Source organism: Janthinobacterium sp. BJB401, from assembly GCF_013372745.1.
GTDB classification, from domain to species: Bacteria; Pseudomonadota; Gammaproteobacteria; order Burkholderiales; family Burkholderiaceae_D; genus Janthinobacterium; species Janthinobacterium rivuli.
On record NZ_JABXFH010000004.1, the window covers coordinates 143192 to 169743 of the forward strand.

23 protein-coding genes and 1 pseudogene are annotated in these 26552 nt (G+C 57.9%); 15 read left to right on the top strand and 9 right to left on the bottom strand.

Annotated elements, in window-relative coordinates:
- Positions 1–59: 59 nt before the first annotated feature.
- The gene (locus HWE17_RS04760; RefSeq protein WP_176387983.1) at positions 60–1133 is read left to right on the top strand and encodes a serine hydrolase; all 1074 of its coding nucleotides are present in this window, start codon (positions 60–62) and stop codon (positions 1131–1133) included.
- Positions 1134–1226: 93 nt separating this feature from the next.
- Here HWE17_RS04760 and HWE17_RS04765 read toward each other — a convergent pair whose 3' ends face one another.
- A complete protein-coding gene (locus HWE17_RS04765; RefSeq protein ID WP_034747499.1) occupies positions 1227–2006 on the bottom strand; it encodes an IclR family transcriptional regulator in 780 nt (259 codons plus the stop codon).
- A 151-nt stretch (positions 2007–2157) separates the two neighbouring features.
- Here HWE17_RS04765 and HWE17_RS04770 point away from each other — a divergent pair, with 151 nt between their 5' ends.
- From HWE17_RS04770 to HWE17_RS04805, 8 genes are all read left to right on the top strand, one after another.
- Positions 2158–2541 carry a diacylglycerol kinase gene (locus tag HWE17_RS04770; RefSeq protein WP_035821531.1) on the top strand — a complete coding sequence of 128 codons (384 nt, stop codon included), beginning with the start codon at positions 2158–2160 and terminating at the stop codon, positions 2539–2541.
- Between the two features lie 130 nt (positions 2542–2671).
- Positions 2672–3676, top strand: coding sequence for a sulfate ABC transporter substrate-binding protein (locus HWE17_RS04775; RefSeq protein ID WP_035821530.1), 1005 nt, complete (start codon positions 2672–2674; stop codon positions 3674–3676).
- Between the two features lie 44 nt (positions 3677–3720).
- A complete protein-coding gene (locus HWE17_RS04780) occupies positions 3721–4287 on the top strand; it encodes an alpha/beta hydrolase (RefSeq protein ID WP_034747509.1) in 567 nt (188 codons plus the stop codon).
- A 41-nt stretch (positions 4288–4328) separates the two neighbouring features.
- On the top strand, positions 4329–4967 hold the full coding sequence (locus tag HWE17_RS04785) for a peroxiredoxin (RefSeq protein ID WP_034785187.1): 639 nt from the start codon (positions 4329–4331) through the stop codon (positions 4965–4967).
- Positions 4968–5201: 234 nt separating this feature from the next.
- A complete protein-coding gene (gene cysT / locus HWE17_RS04790; protein WP_099408869.1) occupies positions 5202–6011 on the top strand; it encodes a sulfate ABC transporter permease subunit CysT in 810 nt (269 codons plus the stop codon).
- The gene (gene cysW, locus HWE17_RS04795; RefSeq protein ID WP_035828057.1) at positions 6008–6934 is read left to right on the top strand and encodes a sulfate ABC transporter permease subunit CysW; all 927 of its coding nucleotides are present in this window, start codon (positions 6008–6010) and stop codon (positions 6932–6934) included. Before cysT ends, cysW begins: the two co-directional genes overlap by 4 nt.
- A 1-nt stretch (position 6935) precedes the next feature.
- The gene (locus HWE17_RS04800) at positions 6936–8006 is read left to right on the top strand and encodes a sulfate/molybdate ABC transporter ATP-binding protein (RefSeq protein ID WP_176387985.1); all 1071 of its coding nucleotides are present in this window, start codon (positions 6936–6938) and stop codon (positions 8004–8006) included.
- Positions 8007–8020: 14 nt separating this feature from the next.
- Positions 8021–8953 (top strand): CysB family HTH-type transcriptional regulator, encoded by a 933-nt coding sequence (locus tag HWE17_RS04805; RefSeq protein ID WP_070256667.1) that lies wholly within the window; start codon positions 8021–8023, stop codon positions 8951–8953.
- Here HWE17_RS04805 and HWE17_RS04810 read toward each other — a convergent pair.
- Both HWE17_RS04810 and HWE17_RS28580 read right to left on the bottom strand, forming a co-directional pair.
- Positions 8950–9303: an MmcQ/YjbR family DNA-binding protein gene (locus HWE17_RS04810; protein ID WP_099402944.1), complete on the bottom strand. Its 354-nt coding sequence runs from the start codon at positions 9301–9303 to the stop codon at positions 8950–8952. The genes HWE17_RS04805 and HWE17_RS04810 overlap by 4 nt on opposite strands.
- Entirely contained in the window at positions 9300–9911 is a 612-nt protein-coding gene (locus HWE17_RS28580; RefSeq protein ID WP_176387986.1) for a DUF2185 domain-containing protein, read from the bottom strand. The genes HWE17_RS04810 and HWE17_RS28580 overlap by 4 nt, the downstream gene beginning before the upstream one ends.
- Positions 9912–10270: 359 nt before the next feature.
- On the opposite strand from HWE17_RS28580, the gene HWE17_RS28585 reads away from it, so the two are divergent.
- Positions 10271–10822 carry a PEP-CTERM sorting domain-containing protein gene (locus HWE17_RS28585; protein ID WP_255206116.1) on the top strand — a complete coding sequence of 184 codons (552 nt, stop codon included), beginning with the start codon at positions 10271–10273 and terminating at the stop codon, positions 10820–10822.
- An 84-nt stretch (positions 10823–10906) separates the two neighbouring features.
- On the opposite strand, the gene HWE17_RS04825 is transcribed toward HWE17_RS28585, so the two are convergent.
- Both HWE17_RS04825 and HWE17_RS04830 read right to left on the bottom strand, forming a co-directional pair.
- On the bottom strand, positions 10907–13324 hold the full coding sequence (locus tag HWE17_RS04825; protein WP_176387988.1) for a TonB-dependent siderophore receptor: 2418 nt from the start codon (positions 13322–13324) through the stop codon (positions 10907–10909).
- Between the two features lie 295 nt (positions 13325–13619).
- Positions 13620–14519, bottom strand: a pseudogene (locus tag HWE17_RS04830) (aldo/keto reductase); the annotation flags it as partial.
- A 200-nt stretch (positions 14520–14719) separates the two neighbouring features.
- Here HWE17_RS04830 and HWE17_RS04835 point away from each other — a divergent pair.
- The 4 genes from HWE17_RS04835 to HWE17_RS04850 all read left to right on the top strand — a co-directional run bounded on the left by HWE17_RS04835 (position 14720) and on the right by HWE17_RS04850 (position 19350).
- Positions 14720–17299, top strand: a complete 2580-nt coding sequence (locus HWE17_RS04835) for a toll/interleukin-1 receptor domain-containing protein (RefSeq protein ID WP_176387989.1) — start codon at positions 14720–14722, stop codon at positions 17297–17299.
- Positions 17300–17545: 246 nt separating this feature from the next.
- Positions 17546–18061, top strand: a complete 516-nt coding sequence (locus HWE17_RS04840; protein ID WP_176387990.1) for a TIR domain-containing protein — start codon at positions 17546–17548, stop codon at positions 18059–18061.
- Complete coding sequence (locus tag HWE17_RS04845; protein ID WP_176387991.1) at positions 18062–18913, top strand: macro domain-containing protein; 852 nt, start codon at positions 18062–18064, stop codon at positions 18911–18913.
- A complete protein-coding gene (locus tag HWE17_RS04850) occupies positions 18910–19350 on the top strand; it encodes an HIT family protein (protein WP_176387992.1) in 441 nt (146 codons plus the stop codon). Before HWE17_RS04845 ends, HWE17_RS04850 begins: the two co-directional genes overlap by 4 nt.
- 372 nt (positions 19351–19722) lie before the next feature.
- Here the strand turns inward: HWE17_RS04850 and HWE17_RS04855 are convergent, their stop codons facing one another.
- Positions 19723–20772, bottom strand: a complete 1050-nt coding sequence (locus tag HWE17_RS04855; protein WP_176387993.1) for a quinone-dependent dihydroorotate dehydrogenase — start codon at positions 20770–20772, stop codon at positions 19723–19725.
- 203 nt (positions 20773–20975) lie between these two features.
- Here HWE17_RS04855 and HWE17_RS04860 point away from each other — a divergent pair, with 203 nt between their 5' ends.
- A complete protein-coding gene (locus tag HWE17_RS04860) occupies positions 20976–24287 on the top strand; it encodes a S41 family peptidase (RefSeq protein ID WP_176387994.1) in 3312 nt (1103 codons plus the stop codon).
- A gap of 129 nt (positions 24288–24416) precedes the next feature.
- On the opposite strand, the gene HWE17_RS04865 is transcribed toward HWE17_RS04860, so the two are convergent.
- From HWE17_RS04865 to HWE17_RS04875, 3 genes are read right to left on the bottom strand one after another with little or no spacing between them, the layout of a single operon-like run.
- Positions 24417–25139: an arginyltransferase gene (locus HWE17_RS04865; RefSeq protein WP_176387995.1), complete on the bottom strand. Its 723-nt coding sequence runs from the start codon at positions 25137–25139 to the stop codon at positions 24417–24419.
- Positions 25140–25199: 60 nt separating this feature from the next.
- Positions 25200–25916 (bottom strand): leucyl/phenylalanyl-tRNA--protein transferase, encoded by a 717-nt coding sequence (gene aat, locus HWE17_RS04870; protein WP_099402950.1) that lies wholly within the window; start codon positions 25914–25916, stop codon positions 25200–25202.
- 11 nt (positions 25917–25927) lie between these two features.
- A complete protein-coding gene (locus tag HWE17_RS04875) occupies positions 25928–26506 on the bottom strand; it encodes an NUDIX hydrolase (protein WP_034747557.1) in 579 nt (192 codons plus the stop codon).
- Positions 26507–26552 lie beyond the last annotated feature (46 nt).

The window sequence follows — 26552 nt, forward strand, 5'->3', positions numbered from 1 at the left end:
CGATTACTCTGCATTTCGCTACACTGCAATAATGCAACAGCTTCACGGGGAATTAACGAATGGCTAAGTTTAAACTTGCGCTGGGTATCCTGGCTTCCCTGCTGTTTGCGCTGGCGCCGGCTGCGGCCGTGCACGCCAAGGAAGCGAACGGCAAATCCTCAGCCTCCAAGAAACACAACACCAAGAAAGTCAAAGTCGTGCTGCGCAAGGGCGCGACGGCCGCGCCGCGCGAAAAGACCGTGCGCCGGGTCGTCATGGTGCGCGGCAAGCGCAAAGTCATCTATCAAAAAGTCAGCAGCGTGGCCGTACCCATGGCCGCACCGATGCCGACCATGGGCGACCTGGCCGGCCTGAACCTCACGCGCGATCCGCTCGACCTCAAGTCCAGCGTGGCGCTGGTGCTGGACCAGGCCAATGCGGAAGTGCTGTTTGAAAAGAATTCCAATGTGGCCCTGCCCATCGCCTCCATCACCAAGATGATGACGGGCCTGGTGGTGGTCGAAGCGCGCCAGGATATGGATGAAGTGCTGACGATCACGGACGAGGACGTCGACCGCGCCAAGTTCAGCAGCTCGCGCCTGAAGGTGGGTTCGCAATTGACGCGCGCGAATATGCTCCACATCGCCCTGATGAGCTCGGAAAACCGCGCCGCCTCGGCGCTGGGCCGCAATTATCCGGGCGGCTTGCCTTCGTTTGTCGACGCCATGAACAGCAAGGCACGCCAGCTGGGCATGATGGATACGCATTACGTCGATTCCAGCGGCCTGTCAAAAATGAACGTGGCCAGCGCGCGCGACCTGGGCAAGCTGGCCATGGCCGCCTTCCGCCATCCGCTGCTGCGCGAGTACTCGACCGACCCGAAAGCCATCGTCGAAGCCAGCGGCCAGCCCATGCAGTTTGGCAATACGAATCACCTGGTGGCCAATCCGGGCTGGGAGATCGGCCTGCAAAAGACAGGCTTCATCAATGAGGCGGGACGTTGCTTGATGATGCAGGCCGTCATCGAGGGACGCGCCGTGATCATGGTCTTCCTCGATTCCAAGGGAAAACAGTCGCGTACGGCCGATGCGGGACGCATGCGCAAGTGGCTGGAGGCATTGAAACCTGCCAACATGAGCTTGCCCGGCGGCTAAAAATGTCCATGGCGGCGTTGCACTAACTCGCCGTACTAGTCGTACTGTCTTCGTTAGTGCGCCTTGCCCTGAACATTTTTATGCGGCAGTGGTCTAGTCTTGGGGTATAAAACCCAACGTCACTGAAATCTGGTTCGCCGTTTCCACCAGGTCCACCAGCCACTCATCCTGCAAGCGGTCGGCTGGCGCCGAGATCGACAGTCCCGCGATCAGCTTGCCTGTATCGTCGCGGATGCCGGCGGCCATGCAGCGCACGCCCAGTTCCAGCTCTTCATTGTCGCGCGCATAGCCGCGCTCGCGCACCAGGCTCAGCTCGCGCTCGAGCTTTTGCAGATCCGTGATGGAATTCTTGTTGTGTCCGGCCAAGCCCGTGCGCGTGGCGTAGGCGCGGATGGCTTTCGGCTCGTCGACGGAGAGGAATAATTTACCTGTCGAAGTCAGGTGCAGCGGACCGCGCCCGCCGATGGCGCGCACCACCTGCATGCCCGAGCGCTCGGAAAAGGCGCGGTCGATGTAGACGATCTCGTCGCCCTGGCGCACGGACAGGTTGATGGTTTGCTGGGTTTTCTTGTGCAGCTGGCGCATGAAGTCCAGCGCCGCTTCGCGCACGCTGAGGCGGCTTTTCACCACATTGCCCAGTTCCAGCAGGCGCATGCCCAGCCGGTAGGTACCTGGTTCGATGCGGTCGACAAAGCGCGTCAGTACCATGTCGTTGAGGATGCGGTGCGCCGTGGAGGGGTGCAAACCGGAAACTTTTGACAATTCCTTCAGGCTGACCGGGTCGGAATATTTGGCCAGGGCATCGAGCAGGGCGACCATGCGTTCGATCACCTGTATCGTTGTCTTCGGGGCAGCGACCGGTTCAATTTTCATGATGGATTTGGTGCAATGCAGTATTCATGCTTCTTTATACCATGATGTGAAAAAATAGTGAAATGTTCCGAGATATTCAGCGAATAAATGGTCACAGTGCTATGTCACCCCCATAATGTGCCCACTGCACCTGCTTTACATATGGAAAACCATGCAACCTGTAAATGAATTCAAAAGTAAAAGTGGCTTGAAGCGGATCTTTTCCGCCTTTTTCTACTCGCTCGATGGCTTGAAAGCAGCTTGGCGCCACGAACACGCGTTCCGCCAGGAACTGGGCCTGTTCGTCGTCGGCACGGTGATCGCCTTGCTGCTGCGCATCTCCGCGTTTGAAAAGCTGGTGCTGATCGGCGTGCTGTTGCTGGTCTTGATCGTGGAACTGATCAATTCGGCAATCGAAGCCGTGGTCGACCGCATTTCGCTGGAACGCCATCCGCTGTCGAAAAACGCCAAGGATTTCGGCAGCGCCGCCGTGCTGCTGACCTGCATCCTGGCCTTCGCCACCTGGGCCGTGGTCCTGTTCAACCGGTTCTATTAACTGCTAAATCCCCGTTGCGCCTCGCCCATATGCGAAAATCGCATATCAAACGGCGAAACGCTTCGTTCTCTTTGCGGCCATGGCGCCGTAATCTGGTGGCTCTGAAAGTTCAACCACTCGGGGATCTTAGATGCTGTCGAAAAAAATCATCATTGCCGCCGCCATCAGCGCGTTTGCCCTTCTGCAAACGGCGCAGGCTGCCGATATCACCCTGCTCAACGTGTCATACGACCCGACGCGCGAGCTGTACCAGGATGTGAACACGGCATTTGCCAAGGAGTGGAAAGGCAAGACGGGCGACAACGTCAAGATCAAGCAATCGCACGGCGGTTCCGGCAAGCAGGCGCGTGCCGTCATCGATGGCCTGGAAGCGGACGTGGTCACGTTGGCCCTGGCCTACGACATCGACGCGCTGGCCGAGCACAAGCTGCTGGCCGCCGACTGGCAAAAGCGTTTGGTGCACAACAGCTCGCCTTACACCTCGACCATCGTGTTCCTGGTGCGCAAGGGCAACCCGAAAGGCATCAAGGACTGGAATGACCTGATCAAACCGGGCGTGTCCGTCATCACGCCGAACCCGAAAACTTCGGGCGGCGCCCGCTGGAACCATCTGGCCGCGTGGGGCTACGCGCTGCGCCAGCCGGGCGGCAACGAAGCGAAAGCCAAGGATTTCCTCGGCAAGCTGTATAAAAACGTGCCCGTGCTCGATTCCGGCGCGCGCGGCGCCACCACCACTTTCGTTGAACGCGGTATCGGCGACGTGCTGATCGCCTGGGAAAACGAGGCGTATCTCGCCGTCAAGGAACTGGGCCCGACCAAGTTCGACATCATCACGCCTTCCGTCAGCATCCTGGCCGAGCCGCCCGTTGCCGTCGTCGACAAGTTTGCCGACAAGCACGGTACGCGCAAGGTGGCCGAGGCTTACCTGAACTACTTGTACACGGACGAAGCGCAAGACATCATCGCCAAAAATTACTACCGTCCGGCAACGGACAAGGCGGCGAAGAAATATGCATCGCAGTTCGCCAAGGTCAATCTGTTCACCATCGAGCAAGTGGCGGGCGGCTGGACGACGGCACAAAAGGCGCACTTTGCCGACGGCGGCATCTTCGACCAGATCTACCAGCCTAAGTAATACCGGATGGCACGATTGCCAGACCGTTACTAAAAGGACACATCATGGCGCTGCGCAGCTTTTCCGATTACCGGGTACTGATCGTGCCGGGCTTGCATAACAGCGGCCCCGAGCATTGGCAGAGCCGCTGGCAGCGCCTGTATCCGCAATTCGAGCGGGTCGAGCAGGACGACTGGAACGCGCCCGACCTGGCCACCTGGTCGGCGCGGCTGGATCAGGTGCGCCGGCAAGATGCAAGACCAACCCTGATCGTCGCCCACAGCTTCGGCTGCCTGACGACGGCGCATAGCCTGGCCCGCGATCCGCAGGGCGTGGCCGGCGTGCTGCTGGTGGGGCCGGCCGACCCGGACAAGTTTGGCGTGGCGAAGGCATTGCCGCAAAAGCGGCTGCCTTGCCCCGGCATCCTGATCGCCAGCCAGACGGATCCATGGATGACGGCCGAGCACGCGGCGCAGTGGGCACGGCGCTGGAATTGCAAGTATATTGATGGCGGTGCGCTGGGCCATATCAACGCCGAGTCGCGCCTTGGCGACTGGGTCTACGGCCAGGCGCAGCTGCAAACACTGTTTGATCTGGCGCAAAGCGACAAGCGCCACCGTCAGGCAGCCTGATTCGACGAATTCGATTGCACATAACCTCACAGGAGATCACGATGACTTTACGCCTGGGCGATGTCGCCCCTGATTTTGAACAAGACAGCTCGATCGGCCCCCTCAAGTTCCACGAGTGGGCTGGCAATTCCTGGGTGGTGCTGTTTTCCCACCCGGCCGACTTTACTCCCGTCTGCACGACGGAACTGGGCCTGACGGCCAAGCTCAAGCCGGAATTCGACAAACGCAACGTGAAGGCCATCGCCCTGTCCGTGGACGCGGCCGAGTCGCACAAGAGCTGGATCAAGGATATCGAAGAGACGCAAAACACGGTCGTGGGCTTCCCCATCATCGCCGACGTCGACAAGAAAGTGTCGGTGCTGTACGACATGATCCACCCGGAACAGTCCGTCACGGCCACCGTGCGCTCCGTCTTCATCGTCGACCCGAACAAAAAGGTACGCCTGATCCTCACATATCCGCTCAGTACGGGCCGCAACTTTAATGAAATCCTGCGCGTCATCGACGCTTTGCAGCTGACGGACGGCTATACGGTGGCCACCCCAGGCAACTGGAAAGATGGCGACGACGTCATCATTCCATTGACCGTGCAAGACCCGGACGTGATCAAGCAAAAGTATCCGAAGGGATTTACGGCAGCGAAACCTTATCTGCGCCTCACGCCGCAGCCAAATAAATAAACGTTTCAGCTTTCATAAAAACGCACCTGTTCGGTGCGTTTTTTTTCGCCCGCAGCTTTCACGGCAGGTATGCAAAATCCATCTAAGCAAATGAGAAATGGTTAGTTCTTTTTATAACGATTGCATGTGATTATTGCGCCCTATAACTCAAAAATGTAATAAGAAGGGGTTTCTATGTCTGCAGCATCAGCATCAGCAGCACCGCTCAAGGCGCGCGGAGCGCCGTTTCGGGTCATGCCGGGGTTTAAGCTGTCACTGGGCTTCACGCTCTTTTACCTGGCCTTGATCGTTCTCATTCCGCTGTCGTCGGTGTTCCTGAAAACGTTCACCATGACATGGGACGCCTTCTTCAGCGCCGTCACGTCCGATCGCGTGATGGCGTCGTACCGGCTGACGTTTGGCGCCTCGCTGATCGCCGCCCTGTTGAACGTGGTGTTTGGCGGCATCCTGGCCTGGGTGCTGGTGCGCTATAAATTCCCCGGCAAGCGCATCATCGACGCGCTCGTCGACTTGCCGTTCGCCCTGCCGACGGCCGTGGCCGGCATCACCCTGACGGCCTTGTATTCATCGAACGGCTGGTTCGGCCAGTTCATCGAAGGCGTGCTGGGCATCAAGGTGGCGTTCACGCCGCTGGGTGTGGTGGTGGCGCTGACCTTCATCGGCTTGCCCTTCGTCGTGCGTACCGTGCAACCGGTGCTGGAAGACGCGGAAAAGGAACTGGAAGAAGCGGCCGCCAGCCTGGGCGCCAATTCATTGCAAACGTTTATCCGCGTCATCTTCCCCACCATCTTGCCGTCCTTGCTGACGGGCTTTGCGCTGGCCTTCGCCCGCGCCACGGGCGAGTACGGTTCCGTGATCTTTATCGCCGGCAATATGCCGATGGTGTCGGAAATCACGCCGCTGTTCATTATTACCAAATTGGAACAATACGATTACGCAGGCGCCACGGCCATCGCCGTGGTGATGCTGGTGGTCTCCTTTTTGCTGTTGTTGACGATTAACCTGCTGCAAGCATGGACGCGCGGAAAGGCGAAGAAATCATGAGTACGAATACGACTGCCGCCGCTGGCGTGGACAAGGCGCTGCCGACGGCGCGCCGCTTCGAGCCGAACGTCGGCCCTGTCGTGCTGGAACCATTGTGGGTGCGCACGGTCTTGATCAGCATCGCCTTGCTGTTCCTGACGGCCTTCCTCATCGTGCCCCTGGTGGCCGTGTTTGCGGAAGCATTCAAGAAGGGCTGGGAAGCGTACATCGCCGCCATCATCGATCCGGACGCGATTTCCGCCATTAAATTGACCCTGATCACGGCCGCCATCGCCGTGCCGCTGAACCTGGTATTCGGCGTGGCCGCTTCCTGGTGCATCGCCAAGTTCGAATTCCGCGGCAAGAGCATTTTATTGACCCTGATCGACTTGCCGTTTTCCGTTTCCCCGGTGATTTCCGGCCTGATCTATGTGCTGATGTTTGGCGCCCAGGGCTGGTTCGGCCCGTGGCTGCAGGCGCACGACATCAAGATTTTGTTCGCCGTGCCCGGCATCGTGCTGGCCACCATCTTCATCACCTTCCCGTTCGTCGCGCGTGAACTGATTCCGCTGATGCAGTCGCAGGGCAGCGAAGAGGAAGAGGCCGCCATCGTGCTGGGCGCTTCGGGCTGGAATACGTTCCGCCGAGTCACCTTGCCGAACATCAAGTGGGGCCTGCTGTATGGCGTGATCCTGTGTAATGCCCGCGCCATGGGCGAGTTCGGCGCCGTGTCCGTCGTCTCCGGCCATATCCGAGGCGAAACCAACACCATGCCGCTGCAGGTGGAGATTCTGTACAACGAGTACAACTTCGCCGCCGCGTTTGCCGTCGCCTCCCTGCTGGCCTTGCTGGCCTTGGTGACCCTGGCCTTGAAAGCTTTCATTGAGTGGCGTTTGAACGAGAGCGACGCCGACGATTCCGCCTTACGTTCTACGGAGCACTGATATGACCATCGCAGTTAAAAACATCAATAAACGTTTCGGTGATTTCGTCGCCCTCGACAATATCTCGCTGGACTTTCCCGCCGGCGAATTGACGGCCCTGCTGGGCCCGTCGGGCTGCGGCAAGACCACCTTGCTGCGCATTATTGCCGGTCTGGAACACCCTGATAGCGGCCAGGTGCTGCTCGATGCGGAAGACGCGTCGAACCGCCACGTGCGCGAGCGGCAAGTCGGTTTCGTCTTCCAACACTATGCGCTGTTCAAGCACATGACCGTGTTCGAGAACGTGGCCTTTGGCTTGCGCGTGAAGTCGCGCAGCGAGCGCCCGTCGGAAGACCAGATCCGCCGCAAGGTGAAAGATTTGCTGGAACTGGTGCAGCTGGACTGGCTGGCCGACCGCTATCCGCCGCAGCTGTCGGGCGGGCAACGCCAGCGCATCGCCCTGGCGCGCGCGCTGGCTGTCGAGCCGCGCGTGCTGCTGCTCGACGAACCGTTCGGCGCGCTTGACGCCAAGGTGCGCAAGGAATTGCGCCGCTGGCTGCGTCGCCTGCATGACGACTTGCACGTGACCAGTATTTTCGTCACGCATGACCAGGAGGAAGCGCTGGAAGTGGCGGACCAGGTCGTGCTGATGAACAAGGGCACCGTCGAGCAACTCGGTTCCCCTGAGCAAGTCTACAACCACCCGGCTTCGCCTTTCGTCTACGGCTTCCTGGGCAACGTCAACCTGTTCCACGGCCGCGTGCATGACGGCGTGATGGCGACCGGTGACGCCAGCTTCGAAGTGCCCGATTACGCAGGTGTGAGCGACAGCAAGGGCACGGCCTATGTGCGCCCGCACGACCTGGAAATCGACCGCTACACGCCGGGTGCGGAAGGCATCGTCGTGAAACTGAGCCGCGCCCATGCGATCGGTCCGCTGGCCCAGCTGGACTTGCAGCGCGTCGATAACAGCGAGCTGATCGAAGCGGTGATGTCGAATGAGCGTTTTACCCATCTGCAGCTGAAGGAGGGCGAGACGTTAGTTGTTCGCCCGAAACGGTTACACGTGTTCGTTGAACCGACAAGAACCTAAAAGGTAGGAACACTATGAATTTTCAACAACTGCGCTCGATCCGCGAAGCGGCCCGCCGCGGCTATAACCTGACGGAAGTGGCCAACGCCCTGTTCACGTCGCAGCCGGGCGTGAGCCGGCAAATCCGCGAACTCGAGGACGAGCTGGGCGTGGTGATTTTCGAGCGCAACGGCAAGCGCCTGACGGGTTTGACGGAGCCGGGCAAGGGCATTTTGAAGATCGTCGACCGCCTCTTGATCGAGGCGGAAAACCTGCAGCAGGCCAGCCTCGAATACAGCGGCCAGACCAGCGGAACCTTGTCCGTGGCGGCCACGCACACGCAGGCCCGTTATGCGCTGCCGAAAGTGGTGCAAAGCTTCCGCGCCGCCTTCCCCGACGTGCGCATCGCGCTACAACAAAGCGCGCCCGAGCACATCGCGGAATGGGTGCTGTCCGGCAAGACCGATATCGGCATCGCCACGGAAGGCTTGAGCCAGTTCCCCGACCTCGTGTCGTTCCCGTGCTACCGCTGGAGCCATTTGATCGTCGTGCCGGACGGCCATCCGCTGCTCGAACACTCGCCGATCCGCCTGGAAGACCTGGCGAAATATCCGTTGATTACCTACGACAAGGGTTTCACAGGGCGCGGCCATATCGACGACGCGTTCGCCAAGGCGGGCGTGGCGACCGACATCATCCTCACGGCCATGGATTCCGACGTCATCAAGCAATACGTGGCGTTGGGCCTGGGCGTGGGTATTGTTGCTTCGATGGCCTTCGACCATGGGCGCGACAAGGGGCTAAGGGCCGTGGAAGCGTCGCACCTGTTCGCCACCAACACGACGCGCCTGGCCGTGCGCCGCGGCGCTTACCTGCGCGCGTATGCCTATGAGTTTATCCTGCAACTGGCGCCGGACCTGACGCGCGAAGACATCGACCGCGCCATGGCGGGAGAGGACGCGCTCTAGGCGATGGCGGCTCTTTGCGCGCGCGTCAGGCTGGCCACGGCGCGCGCGTAGCTATCGCGAACCAGTTCCTCCAGGTAATCGGCGGGGAAGCGCGCCACGTCAACGATCGTTACCCAGTGAAAGCGGCCCATGTAGCGGGCCGGTTTCACGCCCGGCATGTCCGTCAATTCGATAAAGCGTTCCGCGCTGACCCGCAGGCTGAAGCGCCACTGCTCGGGCATGCTGGTCTTGAAATACGCAAATTTTTTCCCCTCCACTGCAACTACGAGAATGTTCGACGGCGCACCGTACAGCACGGCTTGCGCGCCGGGCAGGGCCGTGCAAAAATCCTTCAATTCATCAGTTGTCATTCGTCCACCGCCACGAATTGTTGCGTGTTGTGGTCGAAGGCATAGGCCGCGCCGGCAGGCGCATCGAGCAGCGCGATAAAACGGTCATCCACGCTGAGCACGGCGCCCAGCGACACGAGGGCCACGTTGGCGCTGTCGTTCATGTAGTCGTCGCTCTCGTCGTTGGCCGTGAAGCGCCAGCCGCTGTCGTCGCCGTTGTCCGGCTCCTCGCGATACAGATAGCCGACGGGCGCACCGTCTTCCAGCACTTTTTTCGTCACGAAGCACAGGCCCGCGTAGCGGTTGACGAGGTTGTCGTCATCATCGTGCTGCGTATTGATGATGTGGCGCGCATCGAAGGCGATGGGGTCTTTGGCCTGTAAATCGGCGATGTAGCCGGGCATGTTGTCGAGCTTGCCGGTGAAGCGGCCATGCGGCTCGACCGTGTCGACCAGCACCCACATACGCTCGGCGCCCGGCGCTTGCGGATCGTCGCTGTGAAAAGCGAAGATCAGCTTGACCACTTCGCCGGGGCGTACCTGGGCAATGGCCTCGGGCGGCGATTTATAGAAAGTGTAGGGATGGCGCGCAGCCAGTTCGGCAGCGTCGGCCAGGTGCCAGCTGGGCATGGTGATCCGTCATCAAGAAGAGTAAAACCCATGGTAGCCGATTGCGTGCCAGGATGACCACGCATACCTGCAGGCTTGTCATTGCCGCAGGGTTACTCTGCCGCTTGGCACATGCCGATATACAACAATCCTGTTTCCCGGAGCGGCGTCCGGTTATGGCAAGGACAGCAGCAAGCCCCTTGATAGCCGGACTCGGCAAGAAATTGATGAGGCCGATTGAAAATGCCAATCGTAAAATTTGTTTCTTTTATTGCATTTTGATTTCCTGAATGATATCTTTTGTCCAATCGCAAGGAAATATAATAAAAATACAAGCAACATTGCAATTTTGAAATTTATCAATAGGGGAAATTATGAACATGACTAAACGTGCTGTGCTGGGTCTCTGCCTTGCTGTCTCGGTTTGCCTGGCGCCATTGGCCCAGGCGGCGAGCTGGGTGGAAATCACCGATCCTGCCATGAGCGGTTTCGCGGTGGGCAGCAATACCGTCACCTACGGCAGCGTGGCAGCGGACTCGGTCTGGGTCTATGACGGCGCCAACCCGTCCGGCGCGCAAAGCGCGGCCGCCATCCAGAGCTTGGTCAGCAGCAAGTTTGGTCTGCCATCGAGCGGCACCGGTTCGCTGGTTTTGGCCGCCCAGGGCGACATAGCCAGCAGCAAGTCCGGTTCGTTCACCGTCAACTCCAGCTTTGACTACCTGGCCGTGCATTATGGCCGTGGCGAACTGTTGTTCCACTGGGACACGCCGTTGGCCGCCAATACGGTTTTCAGCATTGCCAACCTGCCGCGTGGCCTGAGCAATTTCCGCGCGTTCAACTCGGTCTCGGCAGTGCCTGAGCCAGCGACCTACGGCATGCTGCTGCTGGGTCTGGGCCTGGTTGGCTTTGCGGCGCGTCGCCGCCGCGCCTGAGCCTGATGCGCCTGCGGGCGCAAGACATGAAAAAGCCCGGAAACACATCTTGCGTTCCGGGCTTTTTGCATGGCAGAGCGTTATTTACCAGCTATAGCCAGCCTTGGCGTAGTAGTAACGGCCGTTGAAGCCGTTCGGTGCGAAGCCGCTGTACGGCTGGGTGCCGCCATTGTTGAGGTTACCCACGCTGGTGATCTGGTCAGGATAGCGGTTGGTGACGTTGTCGATACCGGCCACCAGGCGCCAGTTCTTGCCCAGTTTTACGGAACCGGACACGTCCAGCACCCATTGCGGATCGTAGTGCTGGTCTTGCAGGGCATTGTTTTGCGGCACGATGAAGCTGCCGTAGCGGGTCACGACGCCGTGCGCATTCCAGATGCCGAAGCTGTAGTCGGCAGCCAGGCTGAACTTGTCTTTCGGCGAACCGACGGTGGCGCGCTGGATGGTCTGGCGGTCGATCAGTTTCAGGTTGTTGGCCGTCAGGATGGCCGGATTGTCCGCCACTTTCTGTACCGAGGTCTTGTTGTGGTTGTAGGCCACGGTCAGGTCCAGGCGATCCTTGTCCTGCAAGTCGATGCGGTAGGTGCTGACGATGTCCACGCCTTCCGTGCGCGTATCGACGGCGTTGGTGAAATAGCGTCCCGCGCCCACTGGCGTGCCCTGCGCGGCCAGGATGTTTTTCAAAGTAGTGCTGAGTATCAGATTGGAGGAAAACAGGATGCGGTCATCGATGTCGATGCGGTAGGCGTCGACCGTCGTCGTGAAGTTGCGGATGGGCTGGAACTGCAGGCCCAGGCTGTAGTTGCGCGCTTTCTCCGCCTTCAGGTCTTGTGCGCCCAGGGCGCGTGCCTGTGGCGTGTTGACGGCAAAGGTACCCGTTTCGATGGCCGTATTCGTGCCATTGATGACCTGGAAGTTGGTGGTGGTGATGGTGTAGTACTGCTGCGCCAGCGATGGCGCGCGGAAGCCGCTCGATACGGTGCCGCGCAGGGACAGGGCGTCCGTGAAGGCATAGCGGGCCGAACCCTTGGCCGAGGTGGTGCTGCCGAAATCACTGTAGCGCTCATGCCGCAGGGCCACGCCACCGGACAGTTTTTTCGTCGCTTCCGCTTCCAGGTTGACGTAGATCGATTCATTGTGGCGGCTGTGGCTACCCGCGTTTTCGGGACGGAAGCCGGCAAAGCCCTGCGAACCGGTACCGGTATACGATGCTTGCTCGCCAGCGCCGATCGTGTATTTTTCATGGCGCGCTTCGGCGCCCACGGCCACCGTCAGCGGCCCCGTAAAGTAAGCGACGGGGAATTCGCGCGCCGCGTCGAGATTCAGGACGGTCTGTTCATTTTTCAGCGAGCCCACATAGAAGTGCGTGGGGCTGGCGGCGGCCAGGTCGAAATTGACGGTATTGTCGAGATCCAGCTTGAACTTGTTGCTGCCGTAATTCAGGCTGGCATCCCAGCGCCAGCCGGCCGCCTCGCCGCGCAAGCCGGTCACCAGCGACTGGTCGGTCAGGGTACTGTTCTGGATCGGCAAGAAACCTTCGGGGAAGATCGACGAGCGCGTGACGTATTGTCCATTTTTGTCCTTCACCAGGCCTGCGCGCCAGGTGGCGCCAGCCGAGGTGTCGCGCTGGCCGTAGCCGCCGAAGGCATACCAGTCCAGGTTGTCGCCGAGATGGTATTCGCTGTTGATGAAGACGGTGGCCGGTTTGCTCTCGGCATCGCCGTAGCGCAGGTTGACCTGGCCATAGCGCGGTTCCAGCGGGTTGCTGAAATCGCGGCCGGCACGGTTGGTCGGGCCGCGATCGGCCACTTCCGCCGAGACGCGCACCCAGCCGTCGTCGCCCAGGGCGAAGCCGGCCGAACCCTTGATGGATTTTTGCTTGCCGTCGCGTTCCTGCGTCTGGCCATAGCCCACTTCGATATCGCCGCCGGCCGCGCCTTTTTTCAGGATGATGTTGATCACGCCGGCAATCGCATCGGAACCGTACTGGGCCGCCGCGCCATCGCGCAGCACTTCCACGTGGTCGATGGCGGCCAGCGGGATGGCGTTCAGGTCGACGGGCGCCGAACCGCGGCCCAGAGTCCCGTTGACGTTGACGACGGCCGAGGTGTAGCGGCGCTTGCCGTTCACCAGTACCAGCGTCTGGTCGGGCGACAGGCCACGCAGTTGGGCAGGGCGCACGGCATCGCTGCCATCGGCACCCGTCGGGCGGGGGAAGTTCATCGATGGCAGCAGGCGTGCCAGCACGGTGGCCAGTTCGGCCGAACCCGTGCTTTGCAGGTCGCGCGAGGTGAGGATGTCGATCGGCGACTCGGAATCGATGGTGCGGCGGTTCTTGGCGAAGGTGCCAGTGACTACCACCGATTGCAATTCACCTTCGGCCGGCAGCTCTTGCTGCGCTTGCGCCTGCATGGGCAGGCTGAAGCAGGCGATCAGGCTGGCGGCGATAACGGTTTTCACGGGCAGGGCGGGAATCTGGGAGCGGGCGGTGCTTGAACTCATCGACGATATCTCTTCGGTTGGTGGATGCGCGAACCAGGGCGGTCCGGTGATGACATCAGAGTAACAGTGGGTCTGTGGCGTGCTTACGAATCGTTCTGTCTATCGATATGCAATAAATGTCTGATACACGTCCAAATGGCGCGGGTAGCGCATATGGCCACGTTTCCAGCATACGACCGGGCATGGCCAGGCCGCAATGCTGCACAGCAGTAAATTGCCAGCTGTTGTATAAATACGACTAGTTGCTATGGGCGGGGGAGCCTGGCGGCGGCATGCGCCGCCAGACGGAGTGCGCCTATTGCCCTGGATTGGGCAGGCTGGCGTGGATGGCGTCGACGGCCGCCACGAGGTCCGGCGACAGGCTGACTTGATGGGCATCGATATTTTGCTGCAACTGCGCCACGCTGGTGGCGCCGATGATGGTCGAGGCCACGAACCAGCGCGAGTAGCACCAGGCCAGGGCCAGCTGCGCCGGCGTCAAGCCGTGCGCGCGGGCCAGCGCCGCATACTGGGCGGCGGCTGCTATGGTAGCGGGGCGCACGTAGCGGGGACTCCAGCCGGGCGGGAAAATCGTCAAACGGCCCCTGGCTTGCGGATCGTCGAGGTATTTCGCCGTCAGCTGGCCGAACGCCAGCGGGCTGTAGGCCAGCAAGCTGACGTTTTCCCGGTGGCAGGTTTCGTCGAGCAAGCTTGTCTCGAAATGGCGCGCCGTCAGGTTGTACAGGTTCTGGATTGAGGCGATGCGCGGCAAGCCTTTCAGCTCGGCCTGCTTGATGTATTCGCACACGCCCCACGACGATTCGTTCGACACGCCGATGTGGCCGATCTTGCCCTCGTCGACCAGCTTGCCCAGCACGGCCAGCGTGTCTTCGATGGCGACCGAGGCGTGCTCCTTGCGCGGGTTGTACACGCTGGCGCCGAAGATGGGCAGGTTGCGGCTGGGCCAGTGCAACTGGTACAGGTCGATATGCTCCGTCTGCAGCCGGCGCAGGCTGTCTTCGACGGCGGCGCGGATATTGACCGCGTCGTGGTCCGTCTTGCCCTTGCGTATCCAGTGCATGCGCGAATTCGGCCCGGCCACCTTGCTGGCCAGCACGATCTGGCTGCGCTTGCCGCTTTTCTTGAGCCAGCTGCCGATGTAACGCTCGGTGCTGCCCTGCGTTTGCGCGCTGGCCATCACTGGATACAGGCCGGAATGGCGGAAAAATATACTACTTGTGGAGCTACGGCATATTAAAAATGCGGATTTAGATGCTTAAAGTAATTTATTGCGGGCGTCGCTACCCAATTGCTTTTAGGCATGACTATTGAGTCGAGAGCGAAAGAATGTCAGCAAGGTAGCGCATAAGGCGTGCTAATATTTAGCAATAGTAAAATCTTCCCCGAAAGGTACCCATGAGTAAATTTGCCAAAGCCTTTATTTCCCATTCGAGCGTGGACAAACCGTTGGTCGAAGAAGTCGCTAGCAAAGTTTCAGCTGCCCGTTGGGAGATTGATAGCCATACTTTTGAAGCGGGAAACAAAAGTACCACAGAAATTCAAGCAGCGCTTGATCGGTCTAGCCTTTTCGTTTTAATCGCATCTGCCAACTCGATGAATTCCGACTGGGTGAGAACTGAGCTAGAGTTAGCACAGCACTTGCTTTATGGAAGAAAGCTAGGTGGTGTATTAGTTTTCATTATTGATGGCACACCAGCGGGAGATCTTCCAGATTGGGTGAGAATGCACGTATTTGTTAGAACGTCAAATTGCGACCGTATTGCCAATATTGTCCGCACTAAACTATTTGAGTTGGATGCGGCTAAAGGAATTCAACCAAAGCCATTTGTATCACGAAAAATTCAAAGCGAGATAGAAACAAAAATCGCAGACCTAAACCGCCAAATTAATGCTTTATATGTGAGTGGTGTAGATGGGATCGGTCGGCGCTCGGCCGTAGCAAATAAACTGAAAAGTTTATTCCCCGGAATAGACCTTACCGGGATTCAAGTATCCATATCCGATGGTGAAGGATTGATCGAGACATTCCGCAAGCTATATTTCGCTTTTCGTGGACCAACAGTTGCCGAGGCAAAGGTTTTTTTTGAGAAAATTTCGGATTATTCTAAGGAGAAATTAGTCGAGGAGACCAGTTCACTTCTCTATGAGATTGGCGAAGAAAAAATGCTTGTCTGGTTGAAGTTTGACTATGATATTCTCGATGACAATGGCAACTTTCAACCAGAATTCCATTTATTACTTAAGAGCCTAAAAAATAGGCGTCCGACAGTCGTTCTATGTGCCAAACGTTTACCGCGATTCCAAGAACAGCATCGCCTTACAAATGTTGGCTTTTTTAAGATTGATGGCATGACAGATGATGAGTCCAAGCGTCTATGGATATATGCGCTTGATTATCTTGGTATGCAAGATCCAGATACAGGATTTATAGCGATGTTATGTCAACATGTGAGCGGACATCCTGCTATGATTTGGACAGCAGCAGAGTTTGTTGCTCTCGCTAAGAAACCAGCGATAGAAGCCAATCCCCGAGAACTAATCGAGGTTCTTCGTGCTCTTTCCCTTAGTCTTGTTGATGGACTCAACTTAAGTGAAACGGCCAAGTGCCTTCTTACATTGTTCGATGAGCTTGGAGCTATTGATCCATCAGATCTGATCGAAATATCTGGTGAGTCGGATCAATCCATTGCGATGGCAGTAAATAATTTGCTGTCTCTTGGATTATTAGAAACTGAAGGTGATCATTTGCGTTTGGCATCTTATTTCCGTAGTGCAAGATTCCGGAAGCAGTTCTCTGCTGAAACGGACGGCTTCTTAATTGAGGCTCGTAAGCGATTACTTGCTCTTACTTCAACCTATACCGCAGAAGATAATATTTCCTTCGCGACAGTTGATGTTTCTATAACAACTTCAATTCTGCAAGGAAAAAGCAGTCCACTGGGGTTCAGTGAGCGTGCGGTAGTAGGTTCGCACTATCTTCGTGTGGCCAGGGGATGCTATGACCGTGAGAAATATGACGAAAGTGTTGGGTTCGCAACAGCGGCATTGGAGAAACGGCACACGCTCACGGATGAGGCTGTTGTTGAATGCCTTAGGCTTCTGGGTATGGCGGCAGTACGAACAGAGCAACGCGACAGCTTTGACTATGCAATCGCGGAGCTGTCGCGCATTAACACAGCCCAGGCCAAGCGACATGTTCATTTCATCAATGGCTTTGATGCAAGATGGAATGGTGAGTTTGACAGGGCAGAGAGTGAATTCGGGGAGACACTTAAGATTAATCAAAAAGATACTCACGCATTGCGTGAGATTGCGCAGGTTTTAGCTGTTCGGGAAGATTTCTCGTCTGCTGAGGGATACGCCCGTGAAGCATTGACTCGTACGCCTGGGAATCCATTTGTCTTGGATGTACTGTTGCAGTGTTTGATTGAACGCCGGAAGACAAATATGCAAGCATTGGCGGATGATGTTGAGGTTGAGGATCTTTTTCTACAGCTAGAAGTTGCAGACCGTAGAGAGCGCACCGATTTTATCAATGCGCGAAATGCGCATTTTTATGCTGCATTGAAGAATTTTCCGGAAGCCATGACTTGGGCCGATCGCGCTGTTCGTGGATCGCCGAACAAAGTAACTGCGTTTGCAGCTAGAGCCGAGATTAAGCTACAGGTCCGAAATGACGAGGCTGTTTTACATTCTGTAGATACGGACATTCGGCACATTAAAAAAATAGCCGATGAGAGCAAGGGGGTACGGCCGCATGCTGGACTTCTCGCCAAGCTGAAAGTGCGTTTCGAGTTAGCCAAGGGACATCTCGCAACTGCCATAAAGGAACTCGATGGCGTGCCACGCGGAAACTTTAAACTGCGAAACAAGCTATCTGTTGAAATCGCAGATGAAGCTGTGCGGCGCAATGAGAGGGATTCCGATGTTATTGACTTCACAAACAGAGTGCTTTCGGGCAAAGTAGCTAAATAGTTGCCATTCGGCGTAATAGCGTCATCTAGGACTCAGTCCTTATCTGAACGGCAGAACTGGAGCCGGCGGCCTGTATTGGATTTAACTGGACTAAATTATTTCTAAAAAATAACTTCGATTCAGATTTCAAGTAAAATCGGAAGTCACATGGTGCGCAAAGCTATTTAGGTAATATAGACACTAATTTCACGAATGTATATTTCTCAAGAAGTTTCTTTGGTTTAATAATGTCACTATAGGAGATTTATGAGCTACCGCAACAAGACATATGTGGCCTTCGCAAGCGAAGACATTCTCCAATATCGGCTGATGGAAGCTTGGAAAGCAAATCAAAACATTGATTTTAATTTTTTTGACGCACATGATTTATTTATTTCTAGGGATACAAGCAAACCGAAAACCATTAAAAATAACTTAACTGAACGCCTAAAAAATGCTAAACAAGTCGTCCTTCTTGGAAGTGCAGTCGGGAAACGCAAAGGTAGCGATGGAAACTCTTTTCTTGCACATGAAATAGAATTAATTATCGAGCTGGGATTGCCTATCGTCGTTGCAAATTTAGATGGTGATAGAAAAATTAATAAAAATTACATTCCATATCCACTAATCGAAAAGGACTACTATACAATGTCAGTTTCCTTTCAGCCTAAGATGATTAAATACGCACTTAACAATTACGCCTCAGGCTTTTCAAGTTCGCCCAAGGAAAAAAAAGGAAATTATTATTATTTGGAGTCGGTTTACACCGAACTTAAATTATAAATGAGCTTACTTCAAGACATGACAACATGGCGCTTTTGGAGGCACTTTTTGACAGGGTTCTTTTTCTGCTTAGGGGCAGTATCTACAGTGCAACAAATTGGAACATCAATATCGAAAGACATTCTAATATTTTCAGGGTATCCCTTTCTTGCTCTGACACTTACAATCGCATTTCTAGGGTCTCTATATTGGTCGTGGCCAAGACCGATAGAGCAAACATATAGTACCCCAAATATAAAAATTTCAGTTATCAAAGGCGACATACTAACTGAAGCGACGCATTTGGTTATCGGCACAAATGATACATTTGACATGGAAACACCAATAATAATTTCCAATGGAAGTCTCCAAGGGCAAGCGCTGGCGATTCTTTATGGAAATGACATAAATCGTCTTAAAGCTGATATTGATAGTGCACTAATTGCTAAACCAATTGTCGGCACAATTGCAAAAGCTGGCAACGTCAATCAATATGGCATTGGAGCAATTGCCACTGTGAACCACGCCGCGAGATTGTTGTTTTTTCTAGCCTATTGCGAAATGAACAGTAATAACGAAGCTAGTTCTTCTCCTGATAAAATCTGGAAAAGTTTAGGCTGCCTTTGGAGCGAAGTATCGCGGAGAAGCAACGGCGGTACTATCTCAGTCCCTGTCATTGGTGGAGGGCAAGCTAGGTTATCGAACCTCCTACCTGCTCAAGATGCAATTCGCTTCACAATTCTTTCATTCATTCTTGCATCACGCCAGTCTAGAGTATGTGAAGAACTTCGTATTATTGTCCGACCAGATGACTATAAAAAACTTGACAGACTAGAGTTGCAAGCATTCTTATCCTCACTGAGATCATCATGAAAGCAGAGTCCAGCCTAGAACTGCCTAAACATACTGATTGCGCCTTCTGCGCCTATTTAACAGGAAAACGGCGATACACAATTTTATATCGAACTGCAACAACTGCTACATTTGTGACTCGGGAGCAAAGAGGTAACCCGCATCTACTGGTTTTGCCTCTGCGACATGTTTCTAATATTCTTGAATTATCTGACTCAGAAATTTCCGCTTTGAGCATTGAAGTAAGGAATGTAGCAAAATTAATCGACTGTGCATATGCTAAGGCCGGAATTGCCGTTTGGCAAAACAATGGTGTGCCGGCTGGACAGGCCATTAACCATGTACATTTTCATGTTGCCGGCACGCTTGACGGCGGCGGAACTAATTTCGGTGCCGTAGAGGAGATTTCTTTTGACGAGACCGAGGCAATCGCAGAAAAACTACGAAAGAAAATTTAGCTATGGGGATATCACCGCGAGCGGACTATCTGTCTGGTGTTTTTAACCAGGCGGGTCTTGACAGCTAGTCAATGGTGCGGCCGCTTCTGTTGCAAAACCAAACCACTTGGTCAGCCGCTGCGCGGTATTGCCAACAGTGGCACAAAGCGTATCGGCATTGATCGGTCCAATGCTCCGATTGTGCCAGCAGTCGTCTACAAGGTTTTTGCTTGGCCGAAAGCGCAATTGTACGATCTCATTTTCCCAGTTTCTTGTCGAGTTAATGCAGCTATTGCCGAATTCTACATTAGAAGGTTTCTGACGAAACCAACTTCGTGCCCAGGCAGATCCGGCTCACTTCCAGGCTGCTGGCACCCAGTTTGATCTTGTTGATCATTTCGCCTGTTTGCCGCGCAGCGCGCGGGCGCAATCCTTGATCAGCGCCGGACCGGCGTAAATCAGGCCGCTGTACAGCTGCACCAGCTGCGCGCCCGCCTCGAACTTGGCCACGGCATCCTTGCCCTGCATGATGCCGCCCACGCCGATGATGGGCAGCGCGTCGCCCAGTTCCGCCTTCAGCAGGCGGATGACATTGTTCGACAGTTCGAACACGGGCGCGCCGGACAATCCACCCGCTTCCGCGCCGTGCGGCATGCCTTCGACGGCGCTGCGCGACAGGGTCGTGTTGGTGGCGATGACGCCGTCGATCCGGTGGCGCGTGAGCGACTCGGCGATGCTTTTCACTTGTTCGCCATCCATGTCCGGCGCGATTTTCAGGGCCAGCGGCACGTAGCGCTTGTGCTTGTCCGCCAGGCGCGCCTGGGCATCCTTGAGTTGCGACAGCAGGGCGTCGAGTTCCGACGCGCCCTGCAGCTGGCGCAAATTCTTGGTGTTCGGCGACGAGATGTTCACCGTCACATAGCTGGCGTAAGGGTAGACTTTTTCCAGGCACAGCAGATAGTCGTCGGCCGCCCGTTCGATGGGCGTGTCGGCATTCTTGCCGATGTTCAGGCCCAGCACGCCCGCGCGGTTCTGGTAAAACTTCGACGCCTGCACGTTGGCGACAAAGGCGTCGACGCCGCCATTATTGAAACCCATGCGGTTGATGATGCCCTGCGCCTGCGGCAGGCGGAACATGCGCGGTTTCGGATTGCCCGCCTGCGCGCGCGGCGTGACGGTACCCACTTCGATGGAGCCGAAACCCAGGTCGGCCAGCGCGTCGATGTAGGCGCCATCCTTGTCCAGGCCCGCGGCCAGACCGACGGGGTTCGGGAAGGTGATGCCCATCACCGTGCGCGGATCAAGCGCAGGCTTGCCGGCCAGCTTGGTCAGGCCCAGCGCGCTGGCGCGTTTCAGGGCGGGCAGGGTGAGATGGTGGGCCGCTTCGGCATCCATCGAGAACAGCAGCGGGCGGGCGAGGGAGTACAGGAATTTTTCAGACATGGGGCGCTTTGAGTAGGTGTGCGTGGCGCCGGGAAGGGCTGGCGGCGCGCGAAATAAGTGCCGTATTTTACCGTGTTCCACGCGGCTGCCGGGTGTATAGTTCTTGTTGGTCTAGTGCAATATTAATCCCTTGATAATCAGCGCCGGGCCTTGGACTTTCCTGTTTCTTCCCTGTTCTCTTTACCTTATAAGCGAGACATCGATTGAAAAAGACACGCATCCTGACCGCCATCGCGGCCGCCAGCGCACTGCTGCTGAGCCACCCGGCCCTGGCACTGCCCAATACGCAAGACACCCGCATGCTGAGCGAACCGGCCATCTCCAGCCGCCACATCGCCTTCATCTATGCCGGCGATTTGTGGCTGTCCAACCTCGATGGCGGCGGCGCGCGGCGCCTGACGTCCGACCTGGGCGACAAGTCCAACCCTGTGTTTTCGCCCGACGGCAGCCTGATCGCGTATAGCGCCAACATCGACGGCAATGTCGACGTGTATGTGATCGCCGCGGCCGGCGGCGTGCCGCGCCGCTTGACGTTCCACCCCGGAGCGGACCTGGCGCAGTCGTTCACGCCCGATGGCCAGGCCGTGATGTTCACCTCACCGCGCGCCGCCTTCAACAACCGCTTCCAGAAGCTGTTTACGGTGCCCGTGGCGGGCGGCGTGGAAACGCAGCTGGAAATCCCGAACGCCTCGCGCGCCACGTATTCGCCCGATGGCAAGCGCATCGCCTACAATCCGCTGGCGCCCGCCTTCAAGCAGTGGAAGCGCTACCGTGGCGGCACCAATTCCTGGCTGTGGCTATTTTCGTCCAGCGACAAATCGATCGAAAAAATCCCCCAACCGACGACGCGCTCGAACGACGTCGATCCGATGTGGATCAAGGACACCGTGTACTTCCGCTCCGACCGCAACGGCGAATTCAACCTGTTTGCGTATGACGTGAAGACGAAAGCCGTGCGCCAGCTGACGCGGCATGCGGATTTCCCCGTGCTGAACGCGTCGGCCGCGAACGGCACCATCGTCTACGAGCAGGCCGGCTATCTGCATGCGTTCGACATCGCCAGCGGCCAGGCGCAAAAATTGACGATCGCCGTGGCCAGCGACCTGGGGCAAACGCGCCCCCGCTGGGTCAAGAACGCGAAATACATCCGCGACGCATCGATTTCACCGTCGGGCGCGCGCATCGCCTTCGAGTACCGGGGCGAGATCGTCACCATCCCCGCCGACAAGGGCGACGTGCGCAACCTGACGCAGACGGCCGGCGCCCACGAACGCACGCCGATCTGGTCGCCCGATGGCCGCTCGGTCGCGTATTTCTCGGACGAGTCGGGCGAGTATGAACTGCATGTGCGGGCACAGGATGGCAAGGGTGCGGTGAAAAAGCTCAAGCTCAATGGCAGCGGCTTCTATGACAACGCCGTCTGGTCGCCCGACAGTAAGAAGATCGCGTTTGCCGACAATGGCTGGAGCATGTACGTGATCGACGTCGGCACGGGCAAGGTACAAAGAATAGCCACGGAGCCGATGTATGGCGTCGACAAAAGCATGCGCGCCTCGTGGGCGCCCGATTCGCGCTGGCTGGCCTACACGCTCAATTCACCCACCTACACGCGCAGCGCGTATATCTATTCCGTCGAGCAGAACAAGTCGATGCCGGTGACCGATGGCTTGTCCGACGTGGCCCAGCCCGTGTTCGACAAGAGCGGCAAATACCTGTACTTCTTCGCTTCGACGAATGCAGGCCCCAGCAACAACTGGTTCTCGCAGCAGAATGAAGACAACCTGGTGACGCGCACCGTGTGGATGGCCGTGCTGCGGCGCGACTTGCCGTCGCCCCTGATCAAGGAAAGCGACGAGGAAAAGGCCGCCAGCGCGGAGAGCAAGAAAGACACGGCCAAGGCGGAAGCCGAGCCGAAGAGCGAAGCGAAGGTCGATCCGAAGACGGGCCGCGACGACCCGAAAGTGGTCGTGGCGCCGGTGGTCCCGATCCACATCGATTTCGACGGCATCGCCACGCGCATCGTCGACCTGCCGCTGCCGGCCGCGCAGTTTTCCAGCCTGACCGCCGGCGCTGCGGGGCAGATCTTTTTGCTGCGCGAAAGCGATGGCAAGAAGGCCGTGCAGCGCTTCGACCTGAAGGAGCGCAAGGCGGAAACCGTGGTGGCGGAAGCGGACGATTTCGAAGTGTCGGCCGATGGCAAGAAGCTGCTGTACCGCCAGAAGGATAACTGGGCCATGGGGTCCGCCACGGGCAAGCTGCTGGCGTCCGGCGAAGGCAAGATCAAGGTCGACGCCATCGAAATAAAAGCCGATCCGCGCGCCGAATGGACGCAGATTTTCAATGAGGTGTGGCGCATCAACCGCGATTATTTTTATGACCCTGGCATGCATGGCGTGGACTGGAAAGCCATGCGCGACAAGTACGCCGTGTTCCTGCCCGAGCTGTCCAGCCGCGCGGACCTGAACCGCCTGATCCAGTGGATGTGCAGCGAACTGGCCGTGGGGCATCACCGCGGCGGTGGCGGCGACGATTTTATCGAGGCGAAGAAAGTGCCGGGTGGACTCTTGGGCGCCGACTATGAAGTGCGCGACGGTCATTACCGCTTCAAGAAAGTGTATGGCGGCTTGAACTGGAATCCGGCCCTGCGCGCGCCGCTGACGGAGCCTGGCCTGAACGTCAGGGCGGGCGAATACCTGCTGGCCGTCGACAGCCGTCCCTTGCTGCCGCCGACGAATATCTATAGCGCCTTCGAGAATACGGCCGGCAAGGCCATCGACCTGACAGTCGGTCCCTCGGCCGACGGCAAGGGGGCGCGCACCATCACCGTGGTGCCGGTGCCGACCGAGGATGCCTTGCGCAACCGCGACTGGATCGAAGGCAATATGCGCAAGGTCAATGCGGCGACCGGTGGCAAGGTGGCGTACGTGTACGTGCCCAATACGGCGGGCCTGGGCCACACCTACTTCAAGCGCTATTTCTTCCCGCAGGCGGACAAGCAGGCCATCATCGTCGACGAGCGTTTCAATGGCGGCGGCAGCGTGGCCGATTACTACATCGAGATCCTGCAGAAGAAGGAAATCGCCTGGTGGACCATGCGCTATGGTGCCGACATGAAGACGCCGTCCGCGTCGATCCAGGGTCCGCGCGCCATGCTGATCGACGAGACGGCCGGTTCGGGCGGCGACCTGTTGCCGTGGATGTTCCGCAAAAATAACATGGGTCCGCTGATCGGCAAGGCGACGTGGGGCGGCCTGGTGGGCGTCCTCGGCTTCCCCGTGCTGATGGATGGCGGCTTCATCACGGCGCCGAACCTGGCGTTCTGGACGCGAGAGAATGGCTGGGGCGTGGAAAACGAAGGCGTGCCGCCCGATATCGAAGTCGAGCAAACGCCGGCCGACGTCATCGCGGGCCGCGATCCGCAGCTGGAAAAGGCGATCGAAGTGATACAGGCCGAACTGGCGAAGAACCCGCCTGCGCGGCCTGCCCGTCCGGCGTTTCCGGATAAAAGTAAATAAAAGGCGTAGGTCGGATTAGGCGCGCAGCGCCGTAATCCGACAACATTGTTGGCGCCGCCGGTGGTGTCGGATTACGCGCTTGCGCGCTAATCCGACCTACCAACTGCCCCCACCGACATGCGCTTGGTTTTACATCACCACCCACTGTCCTTTGATCCTCGCTTCCAGCGGCTTGAAGTTGATTTTATACGCCATCTTCGGGCTTTGCTCGATCCAGTAACCGAGGTAGATGTAGGGCAGGCCCAGTTCGCGCGCCTGGGCGATTTGCCACAGCACGTTGTAGGTGCCGTACGAGGCGCCCGGCACGTCGGGGTCAAAAAAAGTGTAGACGGATGACAGGCCATCGGCCAGCACGTCGATGATGCTGACCATGCGCAGGATGCCTTCGGCATCGCGGAACTCCACCAGGCGCGTGTTGACCCGGCTTTGCAGCAGGAATTGCGCATACTGGTCGCGGCTGTCCTGGTCCATGCCGCCGCCCGCGTGGCGCGTGCTCTGGTAGCGCAGGTACAGTTCGTAGTGCTCGTCGAGGAAGGAGAGGGTGGCCACGCCCGCCTGCAGGTCGGCGTGGCGGTTCCAGGCGCGGCGCTGGTTGCGGTTGGGCGTGAACTCGCCCGTCACGACGCGTACGGGGATGCAAGCCTGGCAGCCGTCGCAATACGGGCGGTAGGTAAAAATGCCGCTGCGGCGAAAGCCGTTGCGCACCAGTTCCGAATACACGTCGCTGTTGATCAGGTGCGAAGGCGTGGCCACCTGCGAGCGGGCCTGGCGGTCGTCCAGGTAGCTGCACGGATACGGTGCCGTCGTGTAGAACTGCAGGGTGGCAAACGGTAGTTCGTTCAGGTGCGTCATGCTGATCCTGTCTGGTCTGTCCGCGGCAATGGAAGTCTGCGTGAAGATATCATAGCTTTTTTATGCCGCTGGCGCAGCTTGCCAATCCGTGATTTGCGTTGCTTCAATGGCGCTGCGCACATGGGCCAGGAAGCGCGCGCGCGAAATGGGCGCCGCGCCCAGCGAGGCCAGGTGCTTCGTTTCTTGCTGACAGTCAATCATGGTCACGCCGCGCGCCTGCAAAAAGCGCACCAGCTGCGCCAGCGCGATCTTCGAGCCATCCGTCACCCGTGCGAACATCGATTCGCCATAGAACATGCGCCCGATCGACACGCCATACGCGCCGCCCACCAGTTCCCCGTCCAGCCACAGCTCCGACGAATGCGCGTAGCCCAGCTTGTGCAAGCCCGTGTAGCCGGCGATGATCTCGTCGGAAATCCAGGTGCCCGGGCCATCCTTGCGTGGCGCCGCGCAGGCGCGCATGACGGCCTCGAAATCGCCGTCGAAGCGCAGCTGCCAGCGCCCATCCGTGGCGGCGCTGCGTTCGACCTTGCGGATCGCCTTGGCCAGGCTGTCGGACACCTTGAAATGCTCCGTCATCAGCACCATGCGCGGATCGGTGCTCCACCACAAAATAGGCTGGCCTTCGGAAAACCAGGGGAAGATGCCGCGCCGGTAGGCGTCGAGCAGGCGCGCGGGGGACAGGTCGGCGCCGGCCGCCAGCAGGCCGGGCGCTTCGTCGGTCAGCGCGCGCGAGACGTCGGGGAACGGGGTGTGGATGTCGAGCCAGGGAATCATGCGGCAGTTGCTTATTCTGCATCCGCGCGGGCCATCGGGCGCGTGATGTCGCCCGTATGCACGCCATAGCTGCCGCCTTCGCGGATTTTCACGCGGTCGGCAAAGAACAGTTCCAGGGTGGCGCGGATGGTGGGGAAGGCCAGGTCGTCCCAGGGAATCTGCGCTTCCGTAAACAGCTGCACGTCCAGGCTTTCGATGCCGGGCGCGAAATCGAGGTCGCGCAAACGCGCCAGGTAGAACAGGTGCACCTGGTGCACGCGCTGCACGTTCAGCAGCGAGAACAGGGGACCCAGTTCGATATTCGCGCCCGCTTCCTCCACCGTTTCGCGCTCGGCCGCGTCGGACGTCGTTTCATCGTTTTCCATGAAGCCGGCCGGCAGGGTCCAGTAACCGAGGCGCGGCTCGATGGCCCGCTTGCACAGCAAGACCTGCAGCTGGCCATCTTCTTCCCACACGGGGATGGAGCCGACCACCATTTTCGGGTTCTGGTAATGGATGGCGTCGCAGTTGGCGCAGACATAGCGCGGACGGTTGTCGCCTTCCGGAATGGACAGGCTGACAGGATGGGCGCATTCGGAGCAGAATTTCATGGGCAGGCTTCGGAAAATGGGTGTCTGGTGTAACGCTTACTGTACA

Coding starts and splice junctions, on each gene's coding strand:
- HWE17_RS04760 (WP_176387983.1), top strand. CDS start 60: ATGGCTAAGTTTAAACTTGCGCTGGGTATCCTGGCTTCCCTGCTGTTT.
- HWE17_RS04765 (WP_034747499.1), bottom strand. CDS start 2,006: ATGAAAATTGAACCGGTCGCTGCCCCGAAGACAACGATACAGGTGATC.
- HWE17_RS04770 (WP_035821531.1), top strand. CDS start 2,158: ATGCAACCTGTAAATGAATTCAAAAGTAAAAGTGGCTTGAAGCGGATC.
- HWE17_RS04775 (WP_035821530.1), top strand. CDS start 2,672: ATGCTGTCGAAAAAAATCATCATTGCCGCCGCCATCAGCGCGTTTGCC.
- HWE17_RS04780 (WP_034747509.1), top strand. CDS start 3,721: ATGGCGCTGCGCAGCTTTTCCGATTACCGGGTACTGATCGTGCCGGGC.
- HWE17_RS04785 (WP_034785187.1), top strand. CDS start 4,329: ATGACTTTACGCCTGGGCGATGTCGCCCCTGATTTTGAACAAGACAGC.
- cysT (WP_099408869.1), top strand. CDS start 5,202: ATGCCGGGGTTTAAGCTGTCACTGGGCTTCACGCTCTTTTACCTGGCC.
- cysW (WP_035828057.1), top strand. CDS start 6,008: ATGAGTACGAATACGACTGCCGCCGCTGGCGTGGACAAGGCGCTGCCG.
- HWE17_RS04800 (WP_176387985.1), top strand. CDS start 6,936: ATGACCATCGCAGTTAAAAACATCAATAAACGTTTCGGTGATTTCGTC.
- HWE17_RS04805 (WP_070256667.1), top strand. CDS start 8,021: ATGAATTTTCAACAACTGCGCTCGATCCGCGAAGCGGCCCGCCGCGGC.
- HWE17_RS04810 (WP_099402944.1), bottom strand. CDS start 9,303: ATGACAACTGATGAATTGAAGGATTTTTGCACGGCCCTGCCCGGCGCG.
- HWE17_RS28580 (WP_176387986.1), bottom strand. CDS start 9,911: ATGCCCAGCTGGCACCTGGCCGACGCTGCCGAACTGGCTGCGCGCCAT.
- HWE17_RS28585 (WP_255206116.1), top strand. CDS start 10,271: ATGACTAAACGTGCTGTGCTGGGTCTCTGCCTTGCTGTCTCGGTTTGC.
- HWE17_RS04825 (WP_176387988.1), bottom strand. CDS start 13,324: ATGAGTTCAAGCACCGCCCGCTCCCAGATTCCCGCCCTGCCCGTGAAA.
- HWE17_RS04835 (WP_176387989.1), top strand. CDS start 14,720: ATGAGTAAATTTGCCAAAGCCTTTATTTCCCATTCGAGCGTGGACAAA.
- HWE17_RS04840 (WP_176387990.1), top strand. CDS start 17,546: ATGAGCTACCGCAACAAGACATATGTGGCCTTCGCAAGCGAAGACATT.
- HWE17_RS04845 (WP_176387991.1), top strand. CDS start 18,062: ATGAGCTTACTTCAAGACATGACAACATGGCGCTTTTGGAGGCACTTT.
- HWE17_RS04850 (WP_176387992.1), top strand. CDS start 18,910: ATGAAAGCAGAGTCCAGCCTAGAACTGCCTAAACATACTGATTGCGCC.
- HWE17_RS04855 (WP_176387993.1), bottom strand. CDS start 20,772: ATGTCTGAAAAATTCCTGTACTCCCTCGCCCGCCCGCTGCTGTTCTCG.
- HWE17_RS04865 (WP_176387995.1), bottom strand. CDS start 25,139: ATGACGCACCTGAACGAACTACCGTTTGCCACCCTGCAGTTCTACACG.
- aat (WP_099402950.1), bottom strand. CDS start 25,916: ATGATTCCCTGGCTCGACATCCACACCCCGTTCCCCGACGTCTCGCGC.
- HWE17_RS04875 (WP_034747557.1), bottom strand. CDS start 26,506: ATGAAATTCTGCTCCGAATGCGCCCATCCTGTCAGCCTGTCCATTCCG.